19 protein-coding genes are annotated in these 20,087 nt (G+C 74.3%); 17 read left to right on the forward strand and 2 right to left on the reverse strand.

The genetic code is table 11. From position 1 onward, the window contains the following. Positions 1-251: 251 nt before the first annotated feature. The 10 genes from ACPYN7_RS04165 (at position 252) to ACPYN7_RS04210 (ending at position 8,123) form a co-directional block, all read left to right on the forward strand. Positions 252-1,376: a serine hydrolase domain-containing protein gene (locus tag ACPYN7_RS04165; protein ID WP_424346767.1), complete on the forward strand. Its 1,125-nt coding sequence runs from the start codon at positions 252-254 to the stop codon at positions 1,374-1,376. 148 nt (positions 1,377-1,524) lie between these two features. Beyond that, positions 1,525-1,902 carry a hypothetical protein gene (locus ACPYN7_RS04170; protein WP_424346768.1) on the forward strand — a complete coding sequence of 126 codons (378 nt, stop codon included), beginning with the start codon at positions 1,525-1,527 and terminating at the stop codon, positions 1,900-1,902. Between the two features lie 244 nt (positions 1,903-2,146). After that, positions 2,147-2,380 (forward strand): hypothetical protein, encoded by a 234-nt coding sequence (locus ACPYN7_RS04175; protein WP_058872715.1) that lies wholly within the window; start codon positions 2,147-2,149, stop codon positions 2,378-2,380. 67 nt (positions 2,381-2,447) lie between these two features. Next, a complete protein-coding gene (locus ACPYN7_RS04180) occupies positions 2,448-3,731 on the forward strand; it encodes an aminotransferase class V-fold PLP-dependent enzyme (protein ID WP_424346769.1) in 1,284 nt (427 codons plus the stop codon). Positions 3,732-3,770: 39 nt separating this feature from the next. After that, a complete protein-coding gene (sufU, locus tag ACPYN7_RS04185; RefSeq protein ID WP_058872713.1) occupies positions 3,771-4,235 on the forward strand; it encodes a Fe-S cluster assembly sulfur transfer protein SufU in 465 nt (154 codons plus the stop codon). A gap of 81 nt (positions 4,236-4,316) precedes the next feature. Continuing rightward, positions 4,317-5,324, forward strand: coding sequence for an MsnO8 family LLM class oxidoreductase (locus tag ACPYN7_RS04190; RefSeq protein ID WP_424346770.1), 1,008 nt, complete (start codon positions 4,317-4,319; stop codon positions 5,322-5,324). Positions 5,325-5,443: 119 nt separating this feature from the next. Continuing rightward, the gene (locus tag ACPYN7_RS04195; RefSeq protein ID WP_424346771.1) at positions 5,444-6,013 is read left to right on the forward strand and encodes a nucleosidase; all 570 of its coding nucleotides are present in this window, start codon (positions 5,444-5,446) and stop codon (positions 6,011-6,013) included. Between the two features lie 44 nt (positions 6,014-6,057). Beyond that, complete coding sequence (locus ACPYN7_RS04200; protein ID WP_424346772.1) at positions 6,058-6,774, forward strand: lipoate--protein ligase family protein; 717 nt, start codon at positions 6,058-6,060, stop codon at positions 6,772-6,774. 38 nt (positions 6,775-6,812) lie between these two features. Continuing rightward, complete coding sequence (locus tag ACPYN7_RS04205) at positions 6,813-7,643, forward strand: SOS response-associated peptidase (protein ID WP_424346773.1); 831 nt, start codon at positions 6,813-6,815, stop codon at positions 7,641-7,643. A 48-nt stretch (positions 7,644-7,691) separates the two neighbouring features. Further along, positions 7,692-8,123, forward strand: a complete 432-nt coding sequence (locus ACPYN7_RS04210; RefSeq protein WP_424346774.1) for a pyridoxamine 5'-phosphate oxidase family protein — start codon at positions 7,692-7,694, stop codon at positions 8,121-8,123. Between the two features lie 184 nt (positions 8,124-8,307). On the opposite strand, the gene ACPYN7_RS04215 is transcribed toward ACPYN7_RS04210, so the two are convergent. Beyond that, complete coding sequence (locus ACPYN7_RS04215; protein ID WP_058872708.1) at positions 8,308-8,811, reverse strand: GNAT family N-acetyltransferase; 504 nt, start codon at positions 8,809-8,811, stop codon at positions 8,308-8,310. 301 nt (positions 8,812-9,112) lie between these two features. Between ACPYN7_RS04215 and ACPYN7_RS04220 the strand changes: the two genes are divergently transcribed. The 3 genes from ACPYN7_RS04220 to ACPYN7_RS04230 all read left to right on the forward strand — a co-directional run bounded on the left by ACPYN7_RS04220 (position 9,113) and on the right by ACPYN7_RS04230 (position 11,495). Then, positions 9,113-9,436: a DUF6504 family protein gene (locus ACPYN7_RS04220; RefSeq protein WP_424346775.1), complete on the forward strand. Its 324-nt coding sequence runs from the start codon at positions 9,113-9,115 to the stop codon at positions 9,434-9,436. 60 nt (positions 9,437-9,496) lie between these two features. Further along, positions 9,497-10,336: a fumarylacetoacetate hydrolase family protein gene (locus ACPYN7_RS04225; protein WP_424346776.1), complete on the forward strand. Its 840-nt coding sequence runs from the start codon at positions 9,497-9,499 to the stop codon at positions 10,334-10,336. 190 nt (positions 10,337-10,526) lie between these two features. After that, positions 10,527-11,495 carry a TIGR03885 family FMN-dependent LLM class oxidoreductase gene (locus tag ACPYN7_RS04230; protein ID WP_424346777.1) on the forward strand — a complete coding sequence of 323 codons (969 nt, stop codon included), beginning with the start codon at positions 10,527-10,529 and terminating at the stop codon, positions 11,493-11,495. A 145-nt stretch (positions 11,496-11,640) separates the two neighbouring features. Here the strand turns inward: ACPYN7_RS04230 and ACPYN7_RS04235 are convergent, their stop codons facing one another. Further along, the gene (locus ACPYN7_RS04235) at positions 11,641-12,213 is read right to left on the reverse strand and encodes an MOSC domain-containing protein (RefSeq protein WP_424346778.1); all 573 of its coding nucleotides are present in this window, start codon (positions 12,211-12,213) and stop codon (positions 11,641-11,643) included. Between the two features lie 234 nt (positions 12,214-12,447). On the opposite strand from ACPYN7_RS04235, the gene ACPYN7_RS04240 reads away from it, so the two are divergent. The 4 genes from ACPYN7_RS04240 (at position 12,448) to ACPYN7_RS04255 (ending at position 20,045) form a co-directional block, all read left to right on the forward strand. Beyond that, positions 12,448-15,918, forward strand: coding sequence for a DNA polymerase III subunit alpha (locus ACPYN7_RS04240; protein WP_424346779.1), 3,471 nt, complete (start codon positions 12,448-12,450; stop codon positions 15,916-15,918). 102 nt (positions 15,919-16,020) lie between these two features. Further along, positions 16,021-17,064, forward strand: coding sequence for a PRC and DUF2382 domain-containing protein (locus ACPYN7_RS04245; protein WP_424346780.1), 1,044 nt, complete (start codon positions 16,021-16,023; stop codon positions 17,062-17,064). Positions 17,065-17,352: 288 nt separating this feature from the next. Beyond that, positions 17,353-19,470, forward strand: a complete 2,118-nt coding sequence (thrS, locus tag ACPYN7_RS04250) for a threonine--tRNA ligase (RefSeq protein WP_424346781.1) — start codon at positions 17,353-17,355, stop codon at positions 19,468-19,470. Further along, entirely contained in the window at positions 19,467-20,045 is a 579-nt protein-coding gene (locus ACPYN7_RS04255; protein WP_424346782.1) for an HIT family protein, read from the forward strand. The genes thrS and ACPYN7_RS04255 overlap by 4 nt, the downstream gene beginning before the upstream one ends. Positions 20,046-20,087: the final 42 nt, after the last annotated feature.

Genomic DNA, 20,087 nt, shown 5'->3' on the forward strand with positions numbered 1-20,087 from the left:
GTTCCCGATCGTGACCTCCTGCCGCGAACGGGCGGGCTCCGGCACGGCGCCCGCGGTGCAGCACGAGCCGTCGCCGCCCACTGCGGAGAGCTCCCGGCCGGTCCGTCCCTCGAGGTCGGGCCGGGCGTCGTCGGTCGACATGCGTCTTGTCCGGCCCGGAGGTCCGGGCGCCCTTGACGGATCGGGAGTCCGGCCGCACCGTGGTCCTGTCGGGCGGCGGTGACCTCCGCGGCCCGCTCCCGGAGGTTCCGATGCACAGCTCCTCGCCCGGTGACCGCGCCTCGACGCCTGCCCCGGGGCCCCTGCCGGCCGAGCTGCAGGACGCGGTGGCGGCGATGATGCGCGCCGGGCACGTCCCGGGGCTCTCCCTCGCGGTGACCGACCGGGACGGCCTGCTCTGCGCGGCAGGCTTCGGACTGGCCGACCTGGCCGGTCGGGTCCCCGCGACGCCGGGCACGGCCTACCCGTGGTTCTCCATGACCAAGCCCGTCACCGCCACTGCCGTCATGGCCCTCGCCGAGGCCGGCCGGCTGGACCTGCAGTCGCCCGTCGACGAGCACCTGGACTTCCCGCCGGCCCCCGGGGGCGCCCGGCCGACGGTGGAGCAGCTGCTCACCCACACCGCGGGCCTGTCCAATCCGCTGCCGATCCGGTGGGTCCACCCGGCCGGGGCCCCGCCGCCGCCGGCCGGCGACCTGCTGCGCCGGCTGATGCGCCGTCGGCGGGCGTACCGGTATCCGGTGGGGGAGCGGGCCCGGTACTCCAACGTGGGCTATCTCGCCCTGGGCGAGGTCGTCGAGGCGGTGACCGGGACGTCCTTCGAGTCCTCCCTGTGCGAGACGGTGCTGGGCCCGGCGGGCATGACCCGCACCGGGTTCGCCCGCCCGCAGGGCGCCGTGGCGGCGACCGGCTATCTGCGTGCCCCGCGGCTCGCCGATCCCCTGCTGCGCCTCCTGCTGCCCCGTGGGGTGGCCGGTTCCCGGACGGGGGCGCACCTGGGCCTGCGCCCCTTCCACGTCGACGGTCCCGCGTTCGGGGGCCTGGTGGGCGACGTGCTCGACGCCGCCCGGTTCCTGCGCCTGCACCTGGGGGAGGGGCAGATCGACGGACGCCGGGTGCTGTCCGCGGACGCCGCCCGGTCCATGCGGACGATCGCCCACCCGGGACGGCCGTTCGACCACGGCATCGGCTGGTTCCGCCGCCCTGCTCCGGGGGCCCACGAGTGGGTCGAGCACTACGGGACGGGCGCCGGCTTCTGGAACGTCATGCGCCTCTACCCGGACCGCGGCCTGGGCATCGTCATGATGACCAACAGCACCACCGCCTACGACTTCGGGCCGGTCCTCGCCCGTCTCGCGGCGGCGCCCTGGGCCTGACGCCCCTGGTCCGGAACGTGCGGCGCCGGGGCAGGAGGCAGGGCGGGGGCCGGAGCGGAGCACGAAGCTGGGCGACAGGACCGGGACGGCCGTGCCCCGCCGTGCGGGGCGGACCGTCCCCGGCGGACGGGGCGATAGGCTCGCCTCCGTGACCGAGCTCAGCGAGATGGCCCGCACCGGGGTGGTGAGCGCCGCGTGCCTCACGGCGGGATGGGCCCTGCTGGTGGCCGCACTGCTCGTCCGGTGCCTGTACGCCTGGTGGGTCAGGACCTCGGCCGTGCACCTGGTCGAGGACGGCCGGCACCGGCTGCGCTGGCACACCACCCGGTACGAGATCCACGAGGAGTCCTGGCCGCACCCTCCGTCCCCCGCGCCCGCGGCCGGGGCGGAGGTCACGGTCTACTACCACGCCCGCCACCCCTGGCGCTGGGCCCTCGTCGCGCCGTACCGCTGGCTGTGGCTCCTCACCGCGTCCGGCGCGGTGCTGGTCGGAGCCGGTCTGCTGGTCCGCCTCGTGCGCGGCTGATCCCCTGGTGAGCCCCCGCACCGGTCCGGTCGGGTCCGCACCCCGGCCCCCGCCGCCGGCGTCCCCTCGCGGTCCGTGCCGGTTTCTCCTCCCGCCGCCGGGCGGGAGATCATGGGGGCAGGACCCCTGTGGGCGTCGGCCGCGCCACAGGCCTTGCGACACGCCGGTCCCGCACCGGACCCCCGGTGCGGAGCAGCACGCGGACCGGCACCGACGGCCCCGACCCAGCACCCGGAAGGACAGCATGCGCAAGCACCAGCACTCCGACGACGAGCCCGCCCGGCCCAGGCGCAGCCTGTTCCGGCGCTTCGACGACTTCACCATGCGGTTCTACGGGCCCGCCGTGCGCAGCCCCCGGGATCTCAGGGGCGCCGAGGCCAGTGCGCAGACGCAGCAGTGGTACCAGGACCTGCAGGAGGAGTTCGTGGTCGAGAAGGACGCGAACGGCAACACCTACCTGCGGCCCCGCCATCGCTGACGGGGTCGTGACGCCGCGGGGCGCCCGGCCGTCCGGCGCCCCGGCCCGGGACGTACAGTGTCGGAGCATGGAAGGAAACCACGTGCTGCCCCTGACCGATCCCGAGGTGCGTGCGCTCCGGGAGGACTTCCCCCTGCTGACCGGCACACCGACGGTCTACCTGGACTCGGGGGCCACCTCCCAGAAGCCCCTGGCCGTCCTGGACGCCGAGCGGGACTTCTACGTGCACCGCAACGCCGCGGTCCACCGCGGGGCCCACGCGCTGGCCGTGGAGGCCACCGACGCCTACGAGGAGGCCCGCCGGGTCGTCGCCGGCTTCGTGGGCGGCACCGAGCGGGAGCTGGTGTGGACCTCCAACGCCACCGAGGCGATCAACCTGCTCGCCTACTCGTTCTCCAACGCCACGGCCGGGCGCGGGGGCCAGGAGGCCGAGCGCTTCCGGCTCGGCCCGGGCGACGAGATCGTGACCACCGAGCTCGAGCACCACGCCAACCTCATCCCGTGGCAGGAGCTGGCGGCCCGCACCGGGGCCGTGCTGCGCTGGATCCCGGTCGGCGACGACGGCGCCCTCGACCTCGGGGCCGCCGCCGAGGTCATCGGCGAGCGCACCCGGGTGGTGGCGTTCAGCCACGTCTCCAACGTCACCGGTGCGGTCACCGACGTCGAGGCCCTGGTGGGCCTGGCCCGGGCGGCCGGGGCGCTGAGCGTGCTGGACGCCTGCCAGTCGGTGCCGCACCTGCCCGTGGACCTGCCCGCCCTGGGGGTGGACTTCGCGGTGTTCTCCGGGCACAAGATGCTCGGGCCCACCGGCATCGGGGCGCTGTGGGGGCGGGCCGAGGTGCTGGACGCGATGCCTCCCTTCCTCACGGGCGGGTCCATGATCACGAAGGTCACGATGGAGGGCGCCCGGTACCTGCCCGCCCCGACCCGCTTCGAGGCCGGCACCCAGCGCGTGGCCCAGGCCGTGGCGCTGGCCGAGGCCGTGCGCTACCTGCAGGGCATCGGGATGGAGCGGGTCGCCGCCCACGAGCACGAGCTGGGACAGCGGCTCGCGGCCGGGCTCACGGAGCTCGAGGGGGTCCGGCTGATCGGCCCGGCCCCGGGCGCGGACCGCGTGGGACTGGCGGCGGTGGACGTGGCGGGCGTGCACGCCCACGACGTCGGCCAGGTCCTCGACGTGGCCGGGGTGGCCGTGCGGGTGGGCCACCACTGCGCCCAGCCGCTGCACCGCCGGCTGGGGCTGACCGCGTCCACCCGGGCGAGCGCCTACCTCTACAACACCACCGAGGACGTCGACCGGTTCCTGGCCGAACTGGCCGGGGTCCGCGCCTACTTCCGCGTGGCCGGCTGAGCCCGTGCGCACCGATCCGGACCGACCGAGGAGACGACGATGAGCGCGCTGGACGGCATGTACCAGGAGGTCATCCTCGACCACGCCAAGCGGCGGTCCGGGGAGGGGCTGGCCACCCCGGACCCCGGGCACGGGAGCGGGGAGTCCCACCAGTACAACCCGACGTGCGGGGACGAGATCACCGTCCGCGTCGAGCTCGTGCCTGCCGCCGAGGGCGCGGAGCCGGTGGTCGAGCGGCTCAGCTGGGAGGGCGAGGGCTGCTCGATCTCCATGGCCGCGGCCTCCGTGCTGGCCGAGACCGCCCCCGGGATGACACGGGCCGAGCTGGCGGAGCTGATCGGGGCGTTCCGGGACCTGCTGCGCTCCCGGGGCACCGTGGTCCCGGACGAGGAGGTCCTCGGCGACGCCGCCGCCTTCGCCGGGGTGTCCCGGTTCGTGGCCCGCGTCAAGTGCGCCATGCTCGGCTGGGTCGCCGCCGAGGAAGCCCTCGGCCGCGCCGGCTGAGCAGCTCCCGGACCCGCGGCTCCCGGACCCGCAGGGCCTGCGGCCCGGAATGCTTCCGGCGCCGTCCCGGTTGTGCGCACCATGCCCCTCTCCGACGTTCCGCTCTCCCTCCTCGACCGCGCCGGCACCCGGGACGGCTCCACGGAGGCCGAGGACCTCGCCCGCGTCCTGGAGCGGGCCGAGCGCGCGGAGGAGCTGGGCTACCACCGGTTCTGGGTGGCCGAGCACCACGGGGTGCCCGGGATCGCCGGGTCCGCGCCGGCGGTGCTGATGGCCGCCCTGGCCGCCCGGACCCGCCGCCTCAGGATCGGCTCCGGCGGGATCATGCTCCCCAACCACCAGCCCCTCGTCGTCGCCGAGCAGGCCGCCACCCTCGAGGCCCTGCACCCCGGCCGGATCGACCTCGGCGTGGGCCGCTCCCTCGGGTTCACCGCCGCCGTCCGGGACGCGCTGCGCACCGGGAAGGAGGCCGCGGACCGTTTCGAGGCCGACCTCACGGAGCTGCTCGCCCACCTCTCCGGCGCGGCCCCCGTGACCGCCCGGCCCCGGAACCACGCCGCGACGCCGGTCTTCGTCCTGGCGACCGGCGCCGGGGTGGAGACCGCCGCCCGGGCGGGACTCGCCGTGGTGCTCGGCGGCCCGGCGCTCTTCCGCGAGGGCCCCGGCGGCGGCGCCGCGGTGCTCGAGCGGTACCGCGCGCAGTTCCGCCCGTCGTCGTGGTGGCCGGCCCCGCACGTGGTCGTCTCGGCGAACGTCGCGGTGGCGCGCACCCGCGCGGCCGCCCGTGAGCTGCTGCTGCCCGAGGCCCGCGCACTGGCCGCCTCCCGCACCCGGGGGGAGTTCCCGCCCCTGGCGCCCGCGCGGTCACCGGATGCCGACGGGCTCCCGGACCGGGAGCGGGCCCTCGTGGAGGAGGCCCTCACGGGCTCGGTCCACGGCACGGCCCCGGAGGTCCGGGCGCAGCTGGAGCGGCTGCTCGCGCGGACCGGGGCGGACGAGCTGCTCGTGACGGGCGGCGCGTACGACCTCGACGCCCAGGCGGAGTCCGACCGGCGGCTCGCCGCGCTGTTCGCCGCCCGCCCGGCCTGACGTCCCATCTCCGGGCGCCGTCCCGCCGCGTCCCCAGGTGGGGGGACGCCGCGGCGGGGACGGCCGGGCACGGGGGCTCGGCGGCAGAGGCAGCAGGAGAGGGCGGATAGAGTGACGGGGTGCCACAGCTGCTCGTTCTCGCCGCCCACCCCCTGGAGACCAAGTACTTCCCGGAGGACATCGACCTGGTCCTGACGGGCGTCGGGATGTCGGCCGCGGCCGTGCGCACCACCGAGGCGGTGCTGACCCGCTGCCCGGACCCCGCGCGCCGGGCGGAGCTGACGGTGCTCAACATCGGCAGCGCCGGCGCCCTGAGGCACGGGCTGACCGGGGTGCTCGAGCCCTCCCGGATCATCAACCGGGACGTGGACGAGGAGCTGCTGCGCGCGGCCGGGATCCCCGTGGACAACGTCATCGAGCTCGGCGGCGACGGGCCCGTGCTCGCCACCGGCGACTCCTTCGTGGCCGGCGGGCCCACCCGGGACGCCCTCGCCGCGCGGGCGGACCTCGTGGACATGGAGGGCTGGGCGGTCGCGGTGGCCTGCCGGCACCTGGGCGTGCCGCTGCGGATGGTCAAGCACGTCTCCGACGCCGCCGACGAGGAGGCGGTCGCGTGGGCCGAGAAGGTGGAGGCCAGCGCCCTGGCCCTGGGGCAGTGGTTCCGCGGCAGCGGGATCGCCCGGCCGTGACCCGCCGCAGGACCGTCCGGATCCGCCACTAGACTGGGACCAGCATGAAAATTCTCCGCCAGCGCGAGTCCCTGGGCGCCCAGCAGGACTACGAGAGCGCCATGACCCTCCTCGCCGACGTGCGCCGCAGCGGGCCCGTCCTGCGCCTCTACGAACCGGCCCCCACGGTCGCCTTCGGCCGCCGGGACGAGCTGCGCCCTGGCTTCGCCGACGCCTCCCGGGCCGCCCGCGAGAGCGGGTTCGAGCCCCTGGTCCGCAAGGTCGGAGGCCGGGCCGCCGCCTACCACGGCGGGTGCCTGATCATCGACCACCTCGAGTCCGCCGAGGACCCCACCTCGGGCATCCAGGACCGCTACCGCCTCTTCGGCGACATGATCGTGGCCGCCCTGGAGGAGCTCGAGGTCGAGGCCGACGTCGGCGAGATCCCGGGCGAGTACTGCGCCGGCGAGCACAGCGTGCACGGGACGCACCCGGCGGCGTCGTCGACCCCGGGCCGGAAGGTGAAGCTGGCCGGGACCGCCCAGCGGGTGGTCGCCGGCGCCTGGTACTTCTCCACGGTGCTGGTCGTCGAGCAGTCCGAGCCCATCCGCTCGGTGCTCACCGACGTCTACGCCGCCCTCGACCTGGACTGGGACCCCACCACCGCGGGGGCCGTGGACGACCTGCGGCCGGGCACCACCGTGGCCGACGTCGAGCGCGGGATCCGCAAGGTGTACGGCATGTACTCCGAGTACCTGGGGTACGGGCAGCTCACCGACTGAGCCCCGGCCGCGAGCCGGGCAGACCGAGGAGGCAGCAGATGTGCGGACGCTACGTCATCGCCCGGGCCGTGGGCGACCTCGTGGCCGAGACCGGGGCCGTCCCGGACGAGAGCCTCGGCGGCGACGCCGACCAGGAGCGGCTGCGGGCCAACTGGAACACCGCGCCCACCACCGACGTGCCGATCGTCCTCGAGCGCCTGACGGGCGGGGAGGACGGCGGTGAGCTGGTCCGCGAGCTCCACGTGGCCCGCTGGGGCCTGGTCCCGGGCTGGGCCAAGGACCCGGCGGTCGGGTCGAAGATGTTCAACGCCCGGTCGGAGACCGTGCTCGAGAAGCCGTCCTTCCGCAAGGCGGTCCGGGCCCGCCGCTGCGCGGTCCCGGCCAACGGCTACTACGAGTGGAAGAAGGAGCCCGGGGCCGGGCGGGGCGGGCGCAAGCAGCCCTACTACGTCCACCCGGCCGACCCGGAGGAGACCATCTGGTTCGCCGGGATCTACGAGTGGTGGCGGGTGCCCGAGGGCGCGGAGCTGCACTCCGCGGCCCTGCAGCCCGGCCGGGACGGCGCGGGAAGCACGTGGCTGCTGTCCTGCTCCGTCCTCACCACCGACTCCCCGGAGCCCTCCGCCGAGCACCCGGTGCTCACGGAGCTGCACGGCCTGCACGACCGGATGCCGATCCCGCTGGCGCCCGAGCACGTGGGGGACTGGCTGCGCCCGGGGGAGGAGGACGCCCCGCAGCTCGTGGACCTGGTGCGGGCCGAGGCGCACCGGACGGCGGCCCGCTGGGTGCTCGACCCGGTGGACCCCGCGGTCGGGAACGTGCGCAACAACTCCCCGGAGCTCGTGGTGCCGCAGCCCGCCCTGTTCTGAGCGCGTACCGTGGGGCCTGACCTGTCCCCGTCCCCAAGGAGCCCCTCCATGACCTCTGCCTCACCGGACGCCGTCGGCCGCATCGTGGACTTCGTCCGCGCCCACGGCGGTGGCGTCGTGGCGACCAACAGCGACGAGGGATACCCCGAGTCCGCCTGGGTCAACCTCGTGGCGGACGACCACGGCCGCCTGGTCTTCGGCACGAACATCGCCAGCCGCAAGTTCTCCAACATCGGCGCCGACCCGAGGGTCTCCCTGGTGCTGGTCTCCGGAACGGGCCAGGAGTTCCAGCTCGAGGGCGACGCCGCGGTGCTCGAGGGCGACGCGGCGCAGGAGGCGGGGCAGCGGCTGGAGGCCCGCCACCCGGGCTCCGGCGGCCACGAGCCCGAGTCCACCCGGCTCGTCGAGGTGGGCCTGCGCTGGGCGCGGTTCGTCGACGTCGCCGTCGAGCCCCCGGCCCGGGAGGAGTTCGCGCTCTGACCCGGCCACGGAAAAGGCCCGGGGTCCGCTGCTGCGGACCCCGGGCCTTCCCCGTGGCACCTCTGCCGGTGTCTCTGCCGGTGTCTCTGTCGGTGTCTCTGTCCGGCGCCTCTCCGGTGGCTCCTGGGGCGGTGACTTCCGGGGCGTCGTCTGCGCGCCCCCGGCTCCGGAGCGCCGGCCGGGCTCAGACGTAGTCCGTCTCGGGGACCCAGCGGTTGAAGTCGAGCGTGAGGTAGAGCGCGAGCGCCGCCGCGTTGTCCTCGGCGATCCGCAGGCAGACCTGGTCGTGACCGTTGTCGTAGAGGGTGCTCATGGCGCAGCGCACGAGCTGCTCGGCGAGGCCCTGCCGCCGGCGGGAGGCCGCCGTGAACAGCTCGAAGATGTAGGGGACGTCGGGGAGGTCCTCCCCGACCCGCCGGGCCAGCACGAGCGCTGCGGCCACCACGGTCCCGTCGTCGTCGACCACCACCGGCGAGGCCTCGGGGAGGAAGGGCCCGTACTCCCCGTCGAAGACCCCCCGGATCACCTCGTGGGCCTCCTCCAGGCTGGAGACCCCGCCCTGCTCGTAGGAGGAGTAGTAGAGCTGGGCGAGGCTCTCGGCGTCCTCCGGGGCGGCCGGACGCAGGGTCACCGCGGGGGTCCTGGTGTTCTGCGCGGTGTGGGCGATCAGCGTGATGGTTCCGGTCATGGGAGGCCTCCGTGAGGTCGACGCCGGTGGATGCCGGCGGGGCGGACGAGGGACAAGGGACGTCCGGGCGGGTCGCGCAGGGCACGCCCTCCGTGCTCTCAGCGTATCCATTTCGCTGGGCTTGTCCATGCTCCCCGCCTGCGAATTGCGAATGCGAACGACTGTCATGAACAGTGCGTCGCGGGGAACACCTGTTCCCTGGTAGTGCTCCCCGGGGTTAGCGTGTCGTACAGGTGTTCTAGCTTCCAGGGGACAGGGCGCACCGCGGGACGGGCGCCGGCCGAGGGAGAGAGGAGCCGTCGTGGGTTTTCTGACGGAGAGCGTGGACGTGGACTGCGACACGGACGGGGTGCCGGTGGGCGTGCGCTGGCGCGGGCGGAGCTACCGGGTGGCGCAGGACCCCGTCCGCTGGTACGAGCGCCGCGCCTGGTGGTCCGAGGACGCGCGGCTGCCCCAGGACCGCGGGATCGGGGCGGTGGACCAGCAGATGTGGCGGGTCCAGGTCCAGCTGAACGCCCGCTCCGAGCTGCTGACCCTCGAGCTCGTCCACACCCTCGACACCGGCCGCTGGCGGCTGTTCGCGGCCACGAGCGCCTCGGGGGCGCAGGTGGTGCGCTGTGCATAGGCGCACCGGGGGTGCATAGGATCGGACGGAGACCGCACCGCAGAACGTGAGGGAGCATCCGTGAGACTCGGCACCGTGCGACGCGACGGCACCACCCAGGCCTTCCGGCAGGAGGACGGGCGGACCGTCTACCTTCCCGTCCCGGACGTCGGGGCCCTCCTGGCCGGGGGTGACCTGCACCTGCCGGGGGAGCCGGGTCCCGCGCCGGCCCCCGCGGACCTGGCGACCCCCGTCCTGCGCCCGGGCAAGATCCTGTGCGCCGGCCTGAACTTCTACGACCACGCGGAGGAGGTCGGCCAGGAGATCCCGAAGCACCCCACGATCTTCGCGAAGTACGCCACCGCGCTCATCGGCCCCACCGACCCCATCGCCATGCCGGAGGAGTCCGAGAAGATCGACTGGGAGGCCGAGCTCACCGTGGTGATCGGCTCGCCCCTGCGCCACGCCACGCTCGACCGGGCGCGGGCCGCGATCGCCGGGTACACCGTCATGAACGACATCTCGGTGCGGGACTGGCAGGGCCGGACCTCCGAGTGGTTCCAGGGCAAGAACTTCGACCGCACCACCCCGGTGGGTCCCGTGGTCGTCACCCCCGACGAGGTCGACCCCGAGGCGGGACTGGCGATCCGCTGCACCGTGGACGGCGTGCTGCACCAGGACTCCGGCACCGACCGGATGATCTTCTCCGCCGTGGAGCTGGTCGAGTACCTCAGCCGGTTCCTGACCCTCGAGCCCGGGGACCTCGTGGCCTGCGGCACTCCCGCCGGCGTGGGCCTGGCCAAGAAGCCCCGCCGGATCTGGCTGCGCGACGGCCAGGAGGTCGTCACCGAGATCGAGGGGATCGGCGAGCTGCGCAACGTCTGCACCCCCGCCGAGGAGCTCCGGGGCGCGGCCGGCTGACCGGCACCCGCCCCTCCCGGTCCTGCCCTGTTCCCGCCCTCGTCCGTTCCGAGCTCACCCGTTCCGGGCTCATTCGTTCCGAGCTCACCTGTTCCGGGCTCGTCCGTCCCGAGCTCACCCGTTCCGGGCTCGTCCGTCCCCAGCTCACCTGTTCCCACCTCTCTGTTCCCGCCTTCGACCGGAGGACCCCATGGCGACGATCGGCTTCCACGCCTCCCACGAGCAGATCCCTCCCGAGCAGCTGCTGCTCGACGTCGGGCACGCCCAGCAGGCCGGCTTCGGCGCCGCCATGTGCTCCGACCACCTCGAGCCGTGGTCACCGCGCCAGGGCCACTCCGGGTTCGCCCTGTCCTGGCTGGGCGCCGCCCTGGCCAGCACGGACCTGACGTTCGGGTTCGTGCACGCCCCGGGCCGGCGCTACCACCCGGTGGTCACCGCCCAGGCCACGGCCACCCTCGCCCGCATGTTCCCCGGCCGGGTCTGGACCGCCCTGGGCAGCGGGCAGAAGCTCAACGAGCGGGCCGTCGCCCCGGACTGGCCGGCCAAGGAGCAGCGGCAGCGGTTCCTCGAGGGCAGCTTCGACGTCGTCCGGCGGCTGCACGCGGGCGAGGAGGTGTCCTGCCGCGAACCCTTCCACGCCGACCGCGCCCGGATCTGGGACCCGCCGGAGGTCCCGCCCGCCCTGCTGGTGGCCGCGCTCACCCCGACGACAGTCCGCCGCTTCGCCCCCGTGGCCGACGGGTTCATCACGGTCCAGCAGCCCCTGGAGGACCTGCGCCGGATGCTCGACGCCTGGCGCGAGGCCGGCGGCACCGGCCGCGCCGCGCTGCAGGTGCACCTGAGCTGGGCGGCCACTCAGGAGCAGGCCCGGGCGATCGCCCTCGACCAGTGGCGCACCAACGTCTTCGACCCCGTGACCATGGCCGAGCTCGCCTCGCCCCAGGACTACCTGCGCAAGGCGGTCCAGGAGGACGTCGGGGACGCGCAGGTCGCCGGGGCGGTCAACGTCTCCGCCGACCTCGGCCGGCACGCCCAGTGGCTGCACGAGTACGCCGAGCTCAGCTTCGACGAGATCTACCTGCACCACGTGGGGCAGGAGCAGGGCCGCTTCCTCGACGCCTTCGGGGAGGCGGTGCTGCCCCAGCTCGCGCAGGCCTGAGCCGGTGCGTCCGACGGTGACCGCCGTCGGACGCACCGGGCCACGGTCGCCCGAGTTCGTGCCGGCGGGCGCCCCGTGGCAGATCGCCGGTGCGCACGGGAAGAAGCCGGCCGCACGGGAAGCTCCCGTCAGGACCGGGAGGCGATCACGGCAACCGGGACGGCCGCCGCAGGACCGCCGCCCCGGCCTGCTCCGGGTCGAGCGGGACCGGGCTGTGCAGCACGGCCGGTCCGCGGTGCAGGACACCGCTGGACAGCGGCCGGCAGCGCAGGCCTCCTCGTCCCCGCATGGCGGCGTGCGCGCCGGGGGCGAGCACCCGGTCCATCCAGGCGCACGGGTGGGCCGGCCGGCCGCCGCGGAGCCGCACGAGTTCGCCCCGGGACTCCAGTGCGAACTCCTCGCCCAGCAGCGGGGCCAGCTGGGCGCCCCGGAGAACCACGTTGCGCCGGGTCAGGAGCGGGTCGAACGGGGGCGCGTCCAGGTCCTCGGCCATGGCCTCGAGCGCCTCGACGGCCAGCAGGGTGACGGCGGCGTCCAGGTGCGCGGCCTTGCCGAAGAACCGGTCGCCGACGACGCCCTTGCCGGCCACCAGCTCGGCCCGGTCGGCGTCGGTGCTGGGGACGTCCGCGGCGCCGTCCCGGGCGCGGCCGAAGTAGGCGTGGGCCGGGGACACGAGCAGGTGCAGGATCTCCACGTCGTACCGGTAGCTCTCCGCCATGCCGCACATCCCTCCGTCGTGACGAGGGCCGCTGCCGCTCTGCCGTGCGGCCGTCCGATCGCAGCAGCCGTCCGAGCTCAGCATAGGGCCGGGGAGCGCGGCGGGCCCGCTGAGAGCTGTTCCGCCCGTCGTCCTCGGGATGCTCGTGCGGCGTTTCCTCCTCCCTGGGGGCCCGACGGTCCTTCCGGCGGTTTGCAATTGACTTAATATTCGAACACGTATTCGAATGGGGGTGTGAGCTTTCCGCACCTGCACGTCGCCACCGCCTTCAGCGCCCACTTCGGGGTCAGCCGGCCCGCCGCCCTGGCGGCGGCCGCCGCGGCGGACGGCGCGGACGTGCTCGCCTGCACCGACCGGGACGGGCTCTACGGGGCGATCAAGCACCTCGGTGCGTGCCGGGAGCACGGCCTCGACCCGGTCCTGGGGGTCGACCTCGCCCTGCTGGCCCCCGGCCGCGAGCGCGTCCTCGGCCGCGTGGTGGTCCTCGCGGCCGGCCACACCGCCGGTGCGGGCTACGCCGCCCTGTGCCGGCTGGTCTCCACCGCCCACGCCGCGGAGGGCCCGACCGGGGCGACCGCCGCCGAGATCGCGGCCGCCGCGGTCCCGCCCCGGCACGAGGGACCGGTCCTGACCGTGCTGCTCGGACCCGCCTCCGACGTCGGGCAGGAGCTCGCGGCCCGCCGCTACCGCACCGGGCGCGCCGCCCTGGGGCGGTGGCGGTCCCTGCTCCCGGCGCCGGCGCTCGCCGTGGAGGTGGTCTCGCACCTGGCCGCCCCCGGCACCGCGTGCAGCACCTCCCACGCGGCCCGGATGCTGCGGGCCGCCCTCGAGGCAGGACTGACCCCCGTGCTGACCAACGCGGTGCGCTACGCCACCCCCGCCGAGGCCGCCACCGCCGACGTCCTCGACGCCGCTCGCGCCCTCACCCCGCTCGAGACCCTCGGGGCGCGGGCCGGCCTCGTCCCCGGCGGCAGGGGAGGAGGCACCGGGCGGGCCGGGGGGTCCCGGCGGACGGCGGCGCCGGAGCCGCTGCAGCCCAACGGGCAGGGCTGGCTCAAGTCCGCCCGGCGGATGCGCGCGCTCGCCGCGGAGATCGCCCGGGCCGCGGACCTCGGCGCCGCCGGGGCCGCGGCCCTGCTGGCCGGCACCCAGCGGGTCGCCGACCGGTGCCGGCTGGACCCGGTCGCCGACTGCGGCTGGGGGCGTCCGGTGGTGCCGGAGGCCTCCGTGCTGGGCCTGGAACGGCCGGCGCCCGCGGAGCTGCGGGCCCGGTGCGAGGCCGGCCTGGGGCGCCGCTACCCGGGCCGCCGCGCCACACGGACCGTGCGGGACCGGCTGGAGCGGGAGCTGAGGGTGATCGAGGACCTCGGCTTCGCCTCCTACTTCCTCACCGTGGCCGAGGTCTCCGCGATGATCGGGGAGATGGGCGTCCGCCACGCCGCCCGCGGCTCGGGGGTGTCCTCGCTCGTCAACCACCTGCTCGACGTCTCCCCGGTGGATCCGCTCGAGCACGAGCTGCTCTTCGAGCGCTTCCTCTCCACCGACCGCTCGACGCTCCCGGACATCGACATCGACGTCGAGTCGGCCCAGCGCCACCGCGTCTACCGGCGGATCTTCGAGCGCTTCGGCCCCGAGCGGGTGAGCCTCATGAGCATGCAGAACGCCTACCGCGCCCGCGGCGCCGTCCGGGACGCCGGGCTGGCCCTCGGGATCGACCCCGAGACCGTGGACAGCGCCGCCAAGCAGCTGTGGAACCTGCCGGCCTCGGCGCTGCGGGAGACCATCGCCCGCCGGCCGGAGCTGCGGGACTTCGCCGAGCAGGTGGCCCAGGAGAAGCAGCTCGACCTCCTCGTGGACCTCACCGAGCGCCTGGACCGGCTGCCCCGGCACATCTCCATGCACCCGTGCGGGGTGATCCTGGGGGACCTGAGCCTCCTGGACCGCACCCCGGTGCAGCCGAGCGGGACCGGAATGCCCATGAGCCAGTTCGACAAGCACGACATGGACCCCATGGGCATGCTCAAGCTCGACATCCTCGGCGTGCGGATGCAGTCGGCGCTCGCCCACGCCGTCGACGAGGTGGCCCGTGTTCATCCGGACCGGCCCCGCCTGGACCTCGAGGCGATCCCCGTGGACGACGGGAGGACGTTCGAGCTCATCCGCTCGACCCACACCCTGGGCTGCTTCCAGATCGAGTCCCCGGGCCAGCGCGAGCTCATCGGCAAGATGGCGCCCACGAGCTTCCGGGACCTCATCGTGGACATCTCCCTGTTCCGTCCCGGGCCCATGCACTCGGACATGGTCCGTCCCTATCTGGAGCACCGCCACGGCTGGTCCGAGCCCGTCTCGATCCACCCGGCCCTCGACCCGATCCTCGCCGAGACCCACGGCGTGACCGTCTTCCACGAGCAGGTCCTGCGCATCCTCGACACCTTCACCGGGTGCGGTCTCGCCCGGGCCGACGAGCTGCGCCGGCGGCTGGGCTCGGAGCGCCGGCTCGAGGTGGAGGAGTTCTTCCGGGAGCGGGCCCGCGCACGGGACTACCCCCTCGACGTCGTGGATCGGGTCTGGGGGATCCTGGTGGCGTTCGGCTCGTTCGGCTTCTGCAAGGCCCACGGCGCGGCGTTCGCCGTGCCCACCTACCAGTCCGCGTGGCTGAAGGCCCACCACCCGGAGGCCTTCCTCGCGGGGCTGTGGGAGCACGACCCCGGGATGTACCCCAAGCGCCTGCTGGTGGGGGAGGCGCGGCGGATGGGCATCCCCGTCCTGCCGGTGGACGTCAACCGCTCCGACGAGCACTACCGCGTGGAGCGGCTCGAGGAGGACCCCGCCCGCCTGGGCGTGCGCCTGGCCCTCAACGGGATCCACGGGGTCTCCCGGGCCGAGGTCCGCCGGATCGTGGCCGGGCAGCCCTACGCCTCGCTCGCCGACCTGCGGCAGCGGGCCCGTCCCGCCCGGCGCACCCTCGAGCGTCTCGCGGCCGTCGGGGCCTTCGACGGCCTGCTGCGCCGGTCCGGCGGCGCCGCCTCCCGCGCCGACCTCGTGCACGCCCTGCGGACCCGGGCGGACAGCGGCCGGCCGCCCCGGCCCGCCGGGGAGGTCGAGGGGCAGCTGGCCCTTCCGCTCGAGGACCTCGAGCTGCGCGCCCTGCCCGCGGAGCGTCCCGAGCCCACCCTGGCGGAGAAGGTCCGCACCGAGCTGGACCTGCTCGCGGTGGACGTCTCGGCGCACCTGCTGGAGAGCTGGGCGCCCGTGCTGCGCGAGCTCGGGGTCACGCCCGCGGAGCGGCTGCTGGAGCTGCGCAACCGCTCCGAGGTGCTCGTGGCAGGGGTGCGGGTCTCCACCATGACCCCTCCTGTGCGCAGCGGCCGGCGGGTGGTCTTCGTCAGCCTCGACGACGGCACGGGCACGGTGGACTGCGCCTTCTTCGCCGACGCCCAGGACCGGTCGGGGCAGCACCTGTTCGGCACGCGGATGCTGCTGGTGCGGGGGCGGACGCGGCGCACCGGGCCTCGGGGGATCAGCCTCAGCGCCGAGCAGGCCTGGGACCTCGCCGACCCGGGAACACCGGCGGCCGTGCGCGCTGCCGCCCCGCCGGGCCTCCCGGGAAGGAGCACAGGATGGGCCGGAGAACCGCGGGGTTCCAGGGGTTTCACTCTTGGTGAAGCCATTGGCCAGGGCACTGATTGCCAGTATGGTTACTAATGACAGCGGACGAGCTGCACCCCGCCCCCGGGCGGAGATCGTCCGTGGCGAGCCCCCCGTCCAGGGGAGCCCGTTGCCTCGCAGAATAGAGAAGGAGTTCTCATGGCTACGTACGACGTCAACGCACTGCTCTCGGCCACCGCCTACGGCTCGGACGGCGACAAGATCGGCAAGGTCGAGCAGGTCTTCCTGGACGACAACACCGAAGAGGTCACCTTCGTGACCGTCAACACCGGTCTTTTCGGCGCCAAGGAGAGCTTCGTCCCGGTCGACGGCGCCCAGCAGGACGGCGACCGCCTCGTCCTCCCCTACACCAAGGACGTCGTCAAGGACGCCCCGAACGTGGACGCGGACCAGCACCTCTCCCCGGCCGAGGAGGAGGAGATCTACCGCTACTACAAGATGAACTACTCCGGCGCCGACGGCGGTGACCGCGATCGTGACCTCACCGACCGCGACCGCACCGCCGGTGTGGCAGGTGCCGCGGGCACCGCGGATGTCGCCGACCGCGACGACCGCTACGCCGCGGACACCGACCGCAACGCCGTCCCGGCGACCGGCACGGGCGACACCGCCGGCTACGCCGAGGTCGACCGCGACACCACCGACCGCAACAGCACCGCCGGGATCGCCGATGTCGACCGCGACCGGGACCGGGGCCTCGCCGACGGTGACCGCGATCTCACCGACCGCGACCGCGACCTCACCGACCGTGCCGACAACGGCGTGGTCCGGCACGAGGAGCAGCTGCACGTCGGCAAGGAGCAGCGCGAGACCGGCCGTGCCCGTCTGCGCAAGTACGTGGTCACCGACCACGAGACCGTGGACGTGCCCCTCGAGCGCGAGGAGGTCCGTGTCGAGCGCACCCCGCTGAACGGCGACGAGGCCACCACCGGCACCATCGGCGAGGAGGACGTGGAGGTGAGCCTCCACGAGGAGCGCCCCGTCGTCGCCAAGGAGACCGTGGGCGTCGAGAAGGTCGGCCTCGAGAAGGACACCGTCCGCGACACCGAGCGCGTCGACGCCGACGTCCGCAAGGAGCAGGTCGACGTCGAGAACGACGCCGAGCGCGGCGCCGGCCTCACCGACCGCGACCGCGACCGCGGCACCGGCCTCACCGACGACGATCGCCGCGACCGCATCTGATCGCACCCGATCCCCCAGGGGCCCCCGTCACCGATCGCGTGGCGGGGGCCCCGTCGTCGTGCCGGCTGGACGGGGGCCCCTCCTCGTTCCGGGTGCGGGGCACGCGCTCTTCCGCCGGACCCGCGGCGGGCACGACCGCGCAGCGGAGCGGGCCCGGCGCCACCGGCCCCGCCGCGGCCCGCCCCGGCCGACAGGTACCATCGATGCAGTGCGCGCCGCCCGCGGCGCCGCTGCCACGCGCCCCCCGTACCGGTGCGTGCCGATGCCGACCCGAGGAGCACCTTTCCCATGACCACCGTGCCCGAGCACCAGCCCGAGTCCGCCCCCCTCACGATCACCGTCGACGGCGAGCAGCGGACGGTGGGGACCGGGACCTCCGCCGCGGACCTCTACCGCGAGGACCGCTCCGTGGTGGTGGCGCGGGTCAACGGGGTGCTCAAGGACCTCGCCACCGAGCTGGCCGACGGGGACGACGTGCAGCGGGTGCTGGTCTCCGAGCCGGATGGCCTCGAGGTGCTGCGCCACTCCGCCGCCCACGTCATGGCCCAGGCCGTGCAGCAGCTGCACGAGGACGCGAAGCTCGGCATCGGCCCCTACATCACCGACGGCTTCTACTTCGACTTCGACGTCGAGCAGGCGTTCACGCCCGAGGACCTCAAGGCCATCGAGAAGCGCATGCAGCGGATCGTGAACTCCACCCAGTCCTTCCGCCGCCGTGCGGTGAGCGAGGAGGAGGCGCGGGCCGAGATGGCGGACGAGCCGTACAAGCTCGAGCTCATCGGCCTGTCCCAGGGCCCCGGCTCCGGCGGGGACGTGGACGCCGCCGCGGAGGGCGCCTCCGTGGAGGTCGGCGCCGGCGAGCTGACGATCTACGACAACGTGGACCGCAAGACCGGGGAGACGGTCTGGAAGGACCTGTGCCGGGGCCCCCACCTGCCGGACACCAAGCTGATCGGCAACGGCTACGCCCTCACGCGCTCGGCCGCCGCCTACTGGCGCGGCTCCGAGAAGAACAAGCAGCTGCAGCGCATCTACGGCACGGCGTGGCCGACCAAGGAGGACCTCAAGGCCTACAAGGACCGCCTCGCCGAGGCGGAGCGGCGCGACCACCGCCGGCTCGGCTCGGAGATGGACCTGTTCTCCTTCCCCGACGAGCTCGGCTCCGGCCTGCCGGTGTTCCACCCCAAGGGCGGGATCATCCGCAAGACCATGGAGGACTACTCCCGGGAGCGGCACACGGAGGCCGGCTACGAGTTCGTCTACACCCCGCACATCACCAAGGGGCACCTCTACGAGGTCTCCGGCCACCTCGACTGGTACCGCGAGGGCATGTTCCCCGCGATGCACGTGGACGAGGAGCGGGACCCGCGGACCGGTGAGCTCACCAAGCAGGGCCAGGACTACTACCTGAAGCCCATGAACTGCCCGATGCACAACCTCATCTTCCGGTCCCGCGGCCGCTCCTACCGCGAGCTGCCGCTGCGCCTGTTCGAGTTCGGGCAGGTCTACCGGTACGAGAAGTCCGGCGTGGTCCACGGCCTGACCCGGGTTCGGGGCATGACCCAGGACGACGCCCACATCTACTGCACCCGGGACCAGATGAAGGCGGAGCTGACCACCACGCTCACCTTCGTGCTCGACCTCCTGAAGGACTACGGGCTGGACGACTTCTACCTCGAGCTCTCCACCAAGGACCCCGAGAAGTTCGTGGGCTCGGACGAGCTCTGGGAGGAGGCCACGAACACCCTCGCCGAGGTCGCGGCCGAGTCCGGGCTGGACCTGGTCCCGGACGCCGGGGGTGCCGCGTTCTACGGCCCGAAGATCTCGGTGCAGGCCAAGGACGCGATCGGGCGGACCTGGCAGATGTCCACCATCCAGCTCGACTTCAACCTGCCGGAGCGCTTCGACCTCGAGTACCAGGCCGCCGACGGCACCCGGCAGCGGCCCGTGATGATCCACCGTGCCCTGTTCGGGTCCGTGGAACGGTTCATGGGGGTGCTCGTGGAGCACTACGCCGGGGCGTTCCCCGCGTGGCTGGCCCCCGTGCAGGTCGTGGCGATCCCGGTGGCCGAGGCCTTCAACGACTACCTGCAGGGCGTGGTGGACACCCTCCGGGCCCGCGGCGTGCGCGTGGAGCTGGACGCGGGCTCGGACCGGTTCCCGAAGAAGATCCGCACCGCCTCCAAGGAGAAGGTGCCGTTCGTGCTCATCGCGGGCGGGGAGGACGCCGAGGCGAACGCCGTGTCCTTCCGCTTCCGCGACGGCTCGCAGGACAACGGCGTGCCGGTCGGCGAGGCCGTCGAGCGGATCGTGGCGCACGTCCAGCGCCGCGTGAACCAGGAGCCGACGGCCGCCCTGCCCCAGGACCCCCTGGCCGCCGCGGAGACGGCGGGGGTGGGGCAGTGACCGGGACGGCGCAGGACGCAGGCCCCCCGCACCACTGGATCCGCCAGGACGAGTTCGAGATCCCGGGGGTGCCCGACAGCTTCCAGCGGCTGTGGACCCCGCACCGGCTCGCCTACGTGCGCGGGGAGGACCCGTCCGTGCGGGAGGACCCCGGGTGCCCGTTCTGCAACGGCCCGCTCCGTGCGGACGAGGAGTCGCTGATCGTCCACCGCGGCGAGCACTGCTTCGTGATCCTCAACCTGTTCCCCTACAACCCCGGGCACCTCATGGTCTGCCCGTACCGGCACGTGGCGGACCTGACGGAGCTCGAGACGGAGGAGCTGCGGGAGCTGACGGACCTGACCCGCACCGCGGTCGCCACGATCCGCGGCGTCGCGTCCCCGCACGCCTTCAACGTGGGCATCAACCTGGGGGCCGCGGCCGGCGGCTCCCTCTCGGGGCACCTGCACCAGCACGTGGTGCCGCGCTGGAACGGGGACGCCAACTTCATGCCCGTCCTCGCGGGCACCAAGGCGATCATGCAGACCCTCGGGGACACCCGCCAGGACATCGCCGACGCCTGGCCCGTGGACTGAGCTCGACGGTCCGGGCTTCCCGGCCCGCGCTCTCCGGCGTGC

Origin of the sequence: Kocuria sp. CH-021 (assembly GCF_049716185.1) — a bacterium.
GTDB lineage: Bacteria > Actinomycetota > Actinomycetes > Actinomycetales > Micrococcaceae > Kocuria > Kocuria cellulosilytica.

What these genes read in the sequence shown, in the direction of transcription:
- ACPYN7_RS04165 (WP_424346767.1), top strand. Translation starts at nt 252, where the DNA reads ATGCACAGCTCCTCGCCCGGTGACCGCGCCTCGACGCCTGCCCCGGGG.
- ACPYN7_RS04175 (WP_058872715.1), top strand. Translation starts at nt 2,147, where the DNA reads ATGCGCAAGCACCAGCACTCCGACGACGAGCCCGCCCGGCCCAGGCGC.
- ACPYN7_RS04180 (WP_424346769.1), top strand. Translation starts at nt 2,448, where the DNA reads ATGGAAGGAAACCACGTGCTGCCCCTGACCGATCCCGAGGTGCGTGCG.
- sufU (WP_058872713.1), top strand. Translation starts at nt 3,771, where the DNA reads ATGAGCGCGCTGGACGGCATGTACCAGGAGGTCATCCTCGACCACGCC.
- ACPYN7_RS04190 (WP_424346770.1), top strand. Translation starts at nt 4,317, where the DNA reads ATGCCCCTCTCCGACGTTCCGCTCTCCCTCCTCGACCGCGCCGGCACC.
- ACPYN7_RS04200 (WP_424346772.1), top strand. Translation starts at nt 6,058, where the DNA reads ATGAAAATTCTCCGCCAGCGCGAGTCCCTGGGCGCCCAGCAGGACTAC.
- ACPYN7_RS04205 (WP_424346773.1), top strand. Translation starts at nt 6,813, where the DNA reads ATGTGCGGACGCTACGTCATCGCCCGGGCCGTGGGCGACCTCGTGGCC.
- ACPYN7_RS04210 (WP_424346774.1), top strand. Translation starts at nt 7,692, where the DNA reads ATGACCTCTGCCTCACCGGACGCCGTCGGCCGCATCGTGGACTTCGTC.
- ACPYN7_RS04215 (WP_058872708.1), bottom strand. Translation starts at nt 8,811, where the DNA reads ATGACCGGAACCATCACGCTGATCGCCCACACCGCGCAGAACACCAGG.
- ACPYN7_RS04230 (WP_424346777.1), top strand. Translation starts at nt 10,527, where the DNA reads ATGGCGACGATCGGCTTCCACGCCTCCCACGAGCAGATCCCTCCCGAG.
- ACPYN7_RS04235 (WP_424346778.1), bottom strand. Translation starts at nt 12,213, where the DNA reads ATGGCGGAGAGCTACCGGTACGACGTGGAGATCCTGCACCTGCTCGTG.
- ACPYN7_RS04245 (WP_424346780.1), top strand. Translation starts at nt 16,021, where the DNA reads ATGGCTACGTACGACGTCAACGCACTGCTCTCGGCCACCGCCTACGGC.
- thrS (WP_424346781.1), top strand. Translation starts at nt 17,353, where the DNA reads ATGACCACCGTGCCCGAGCACCAGCCCGAGTCCGCCCCCCTCACGATC.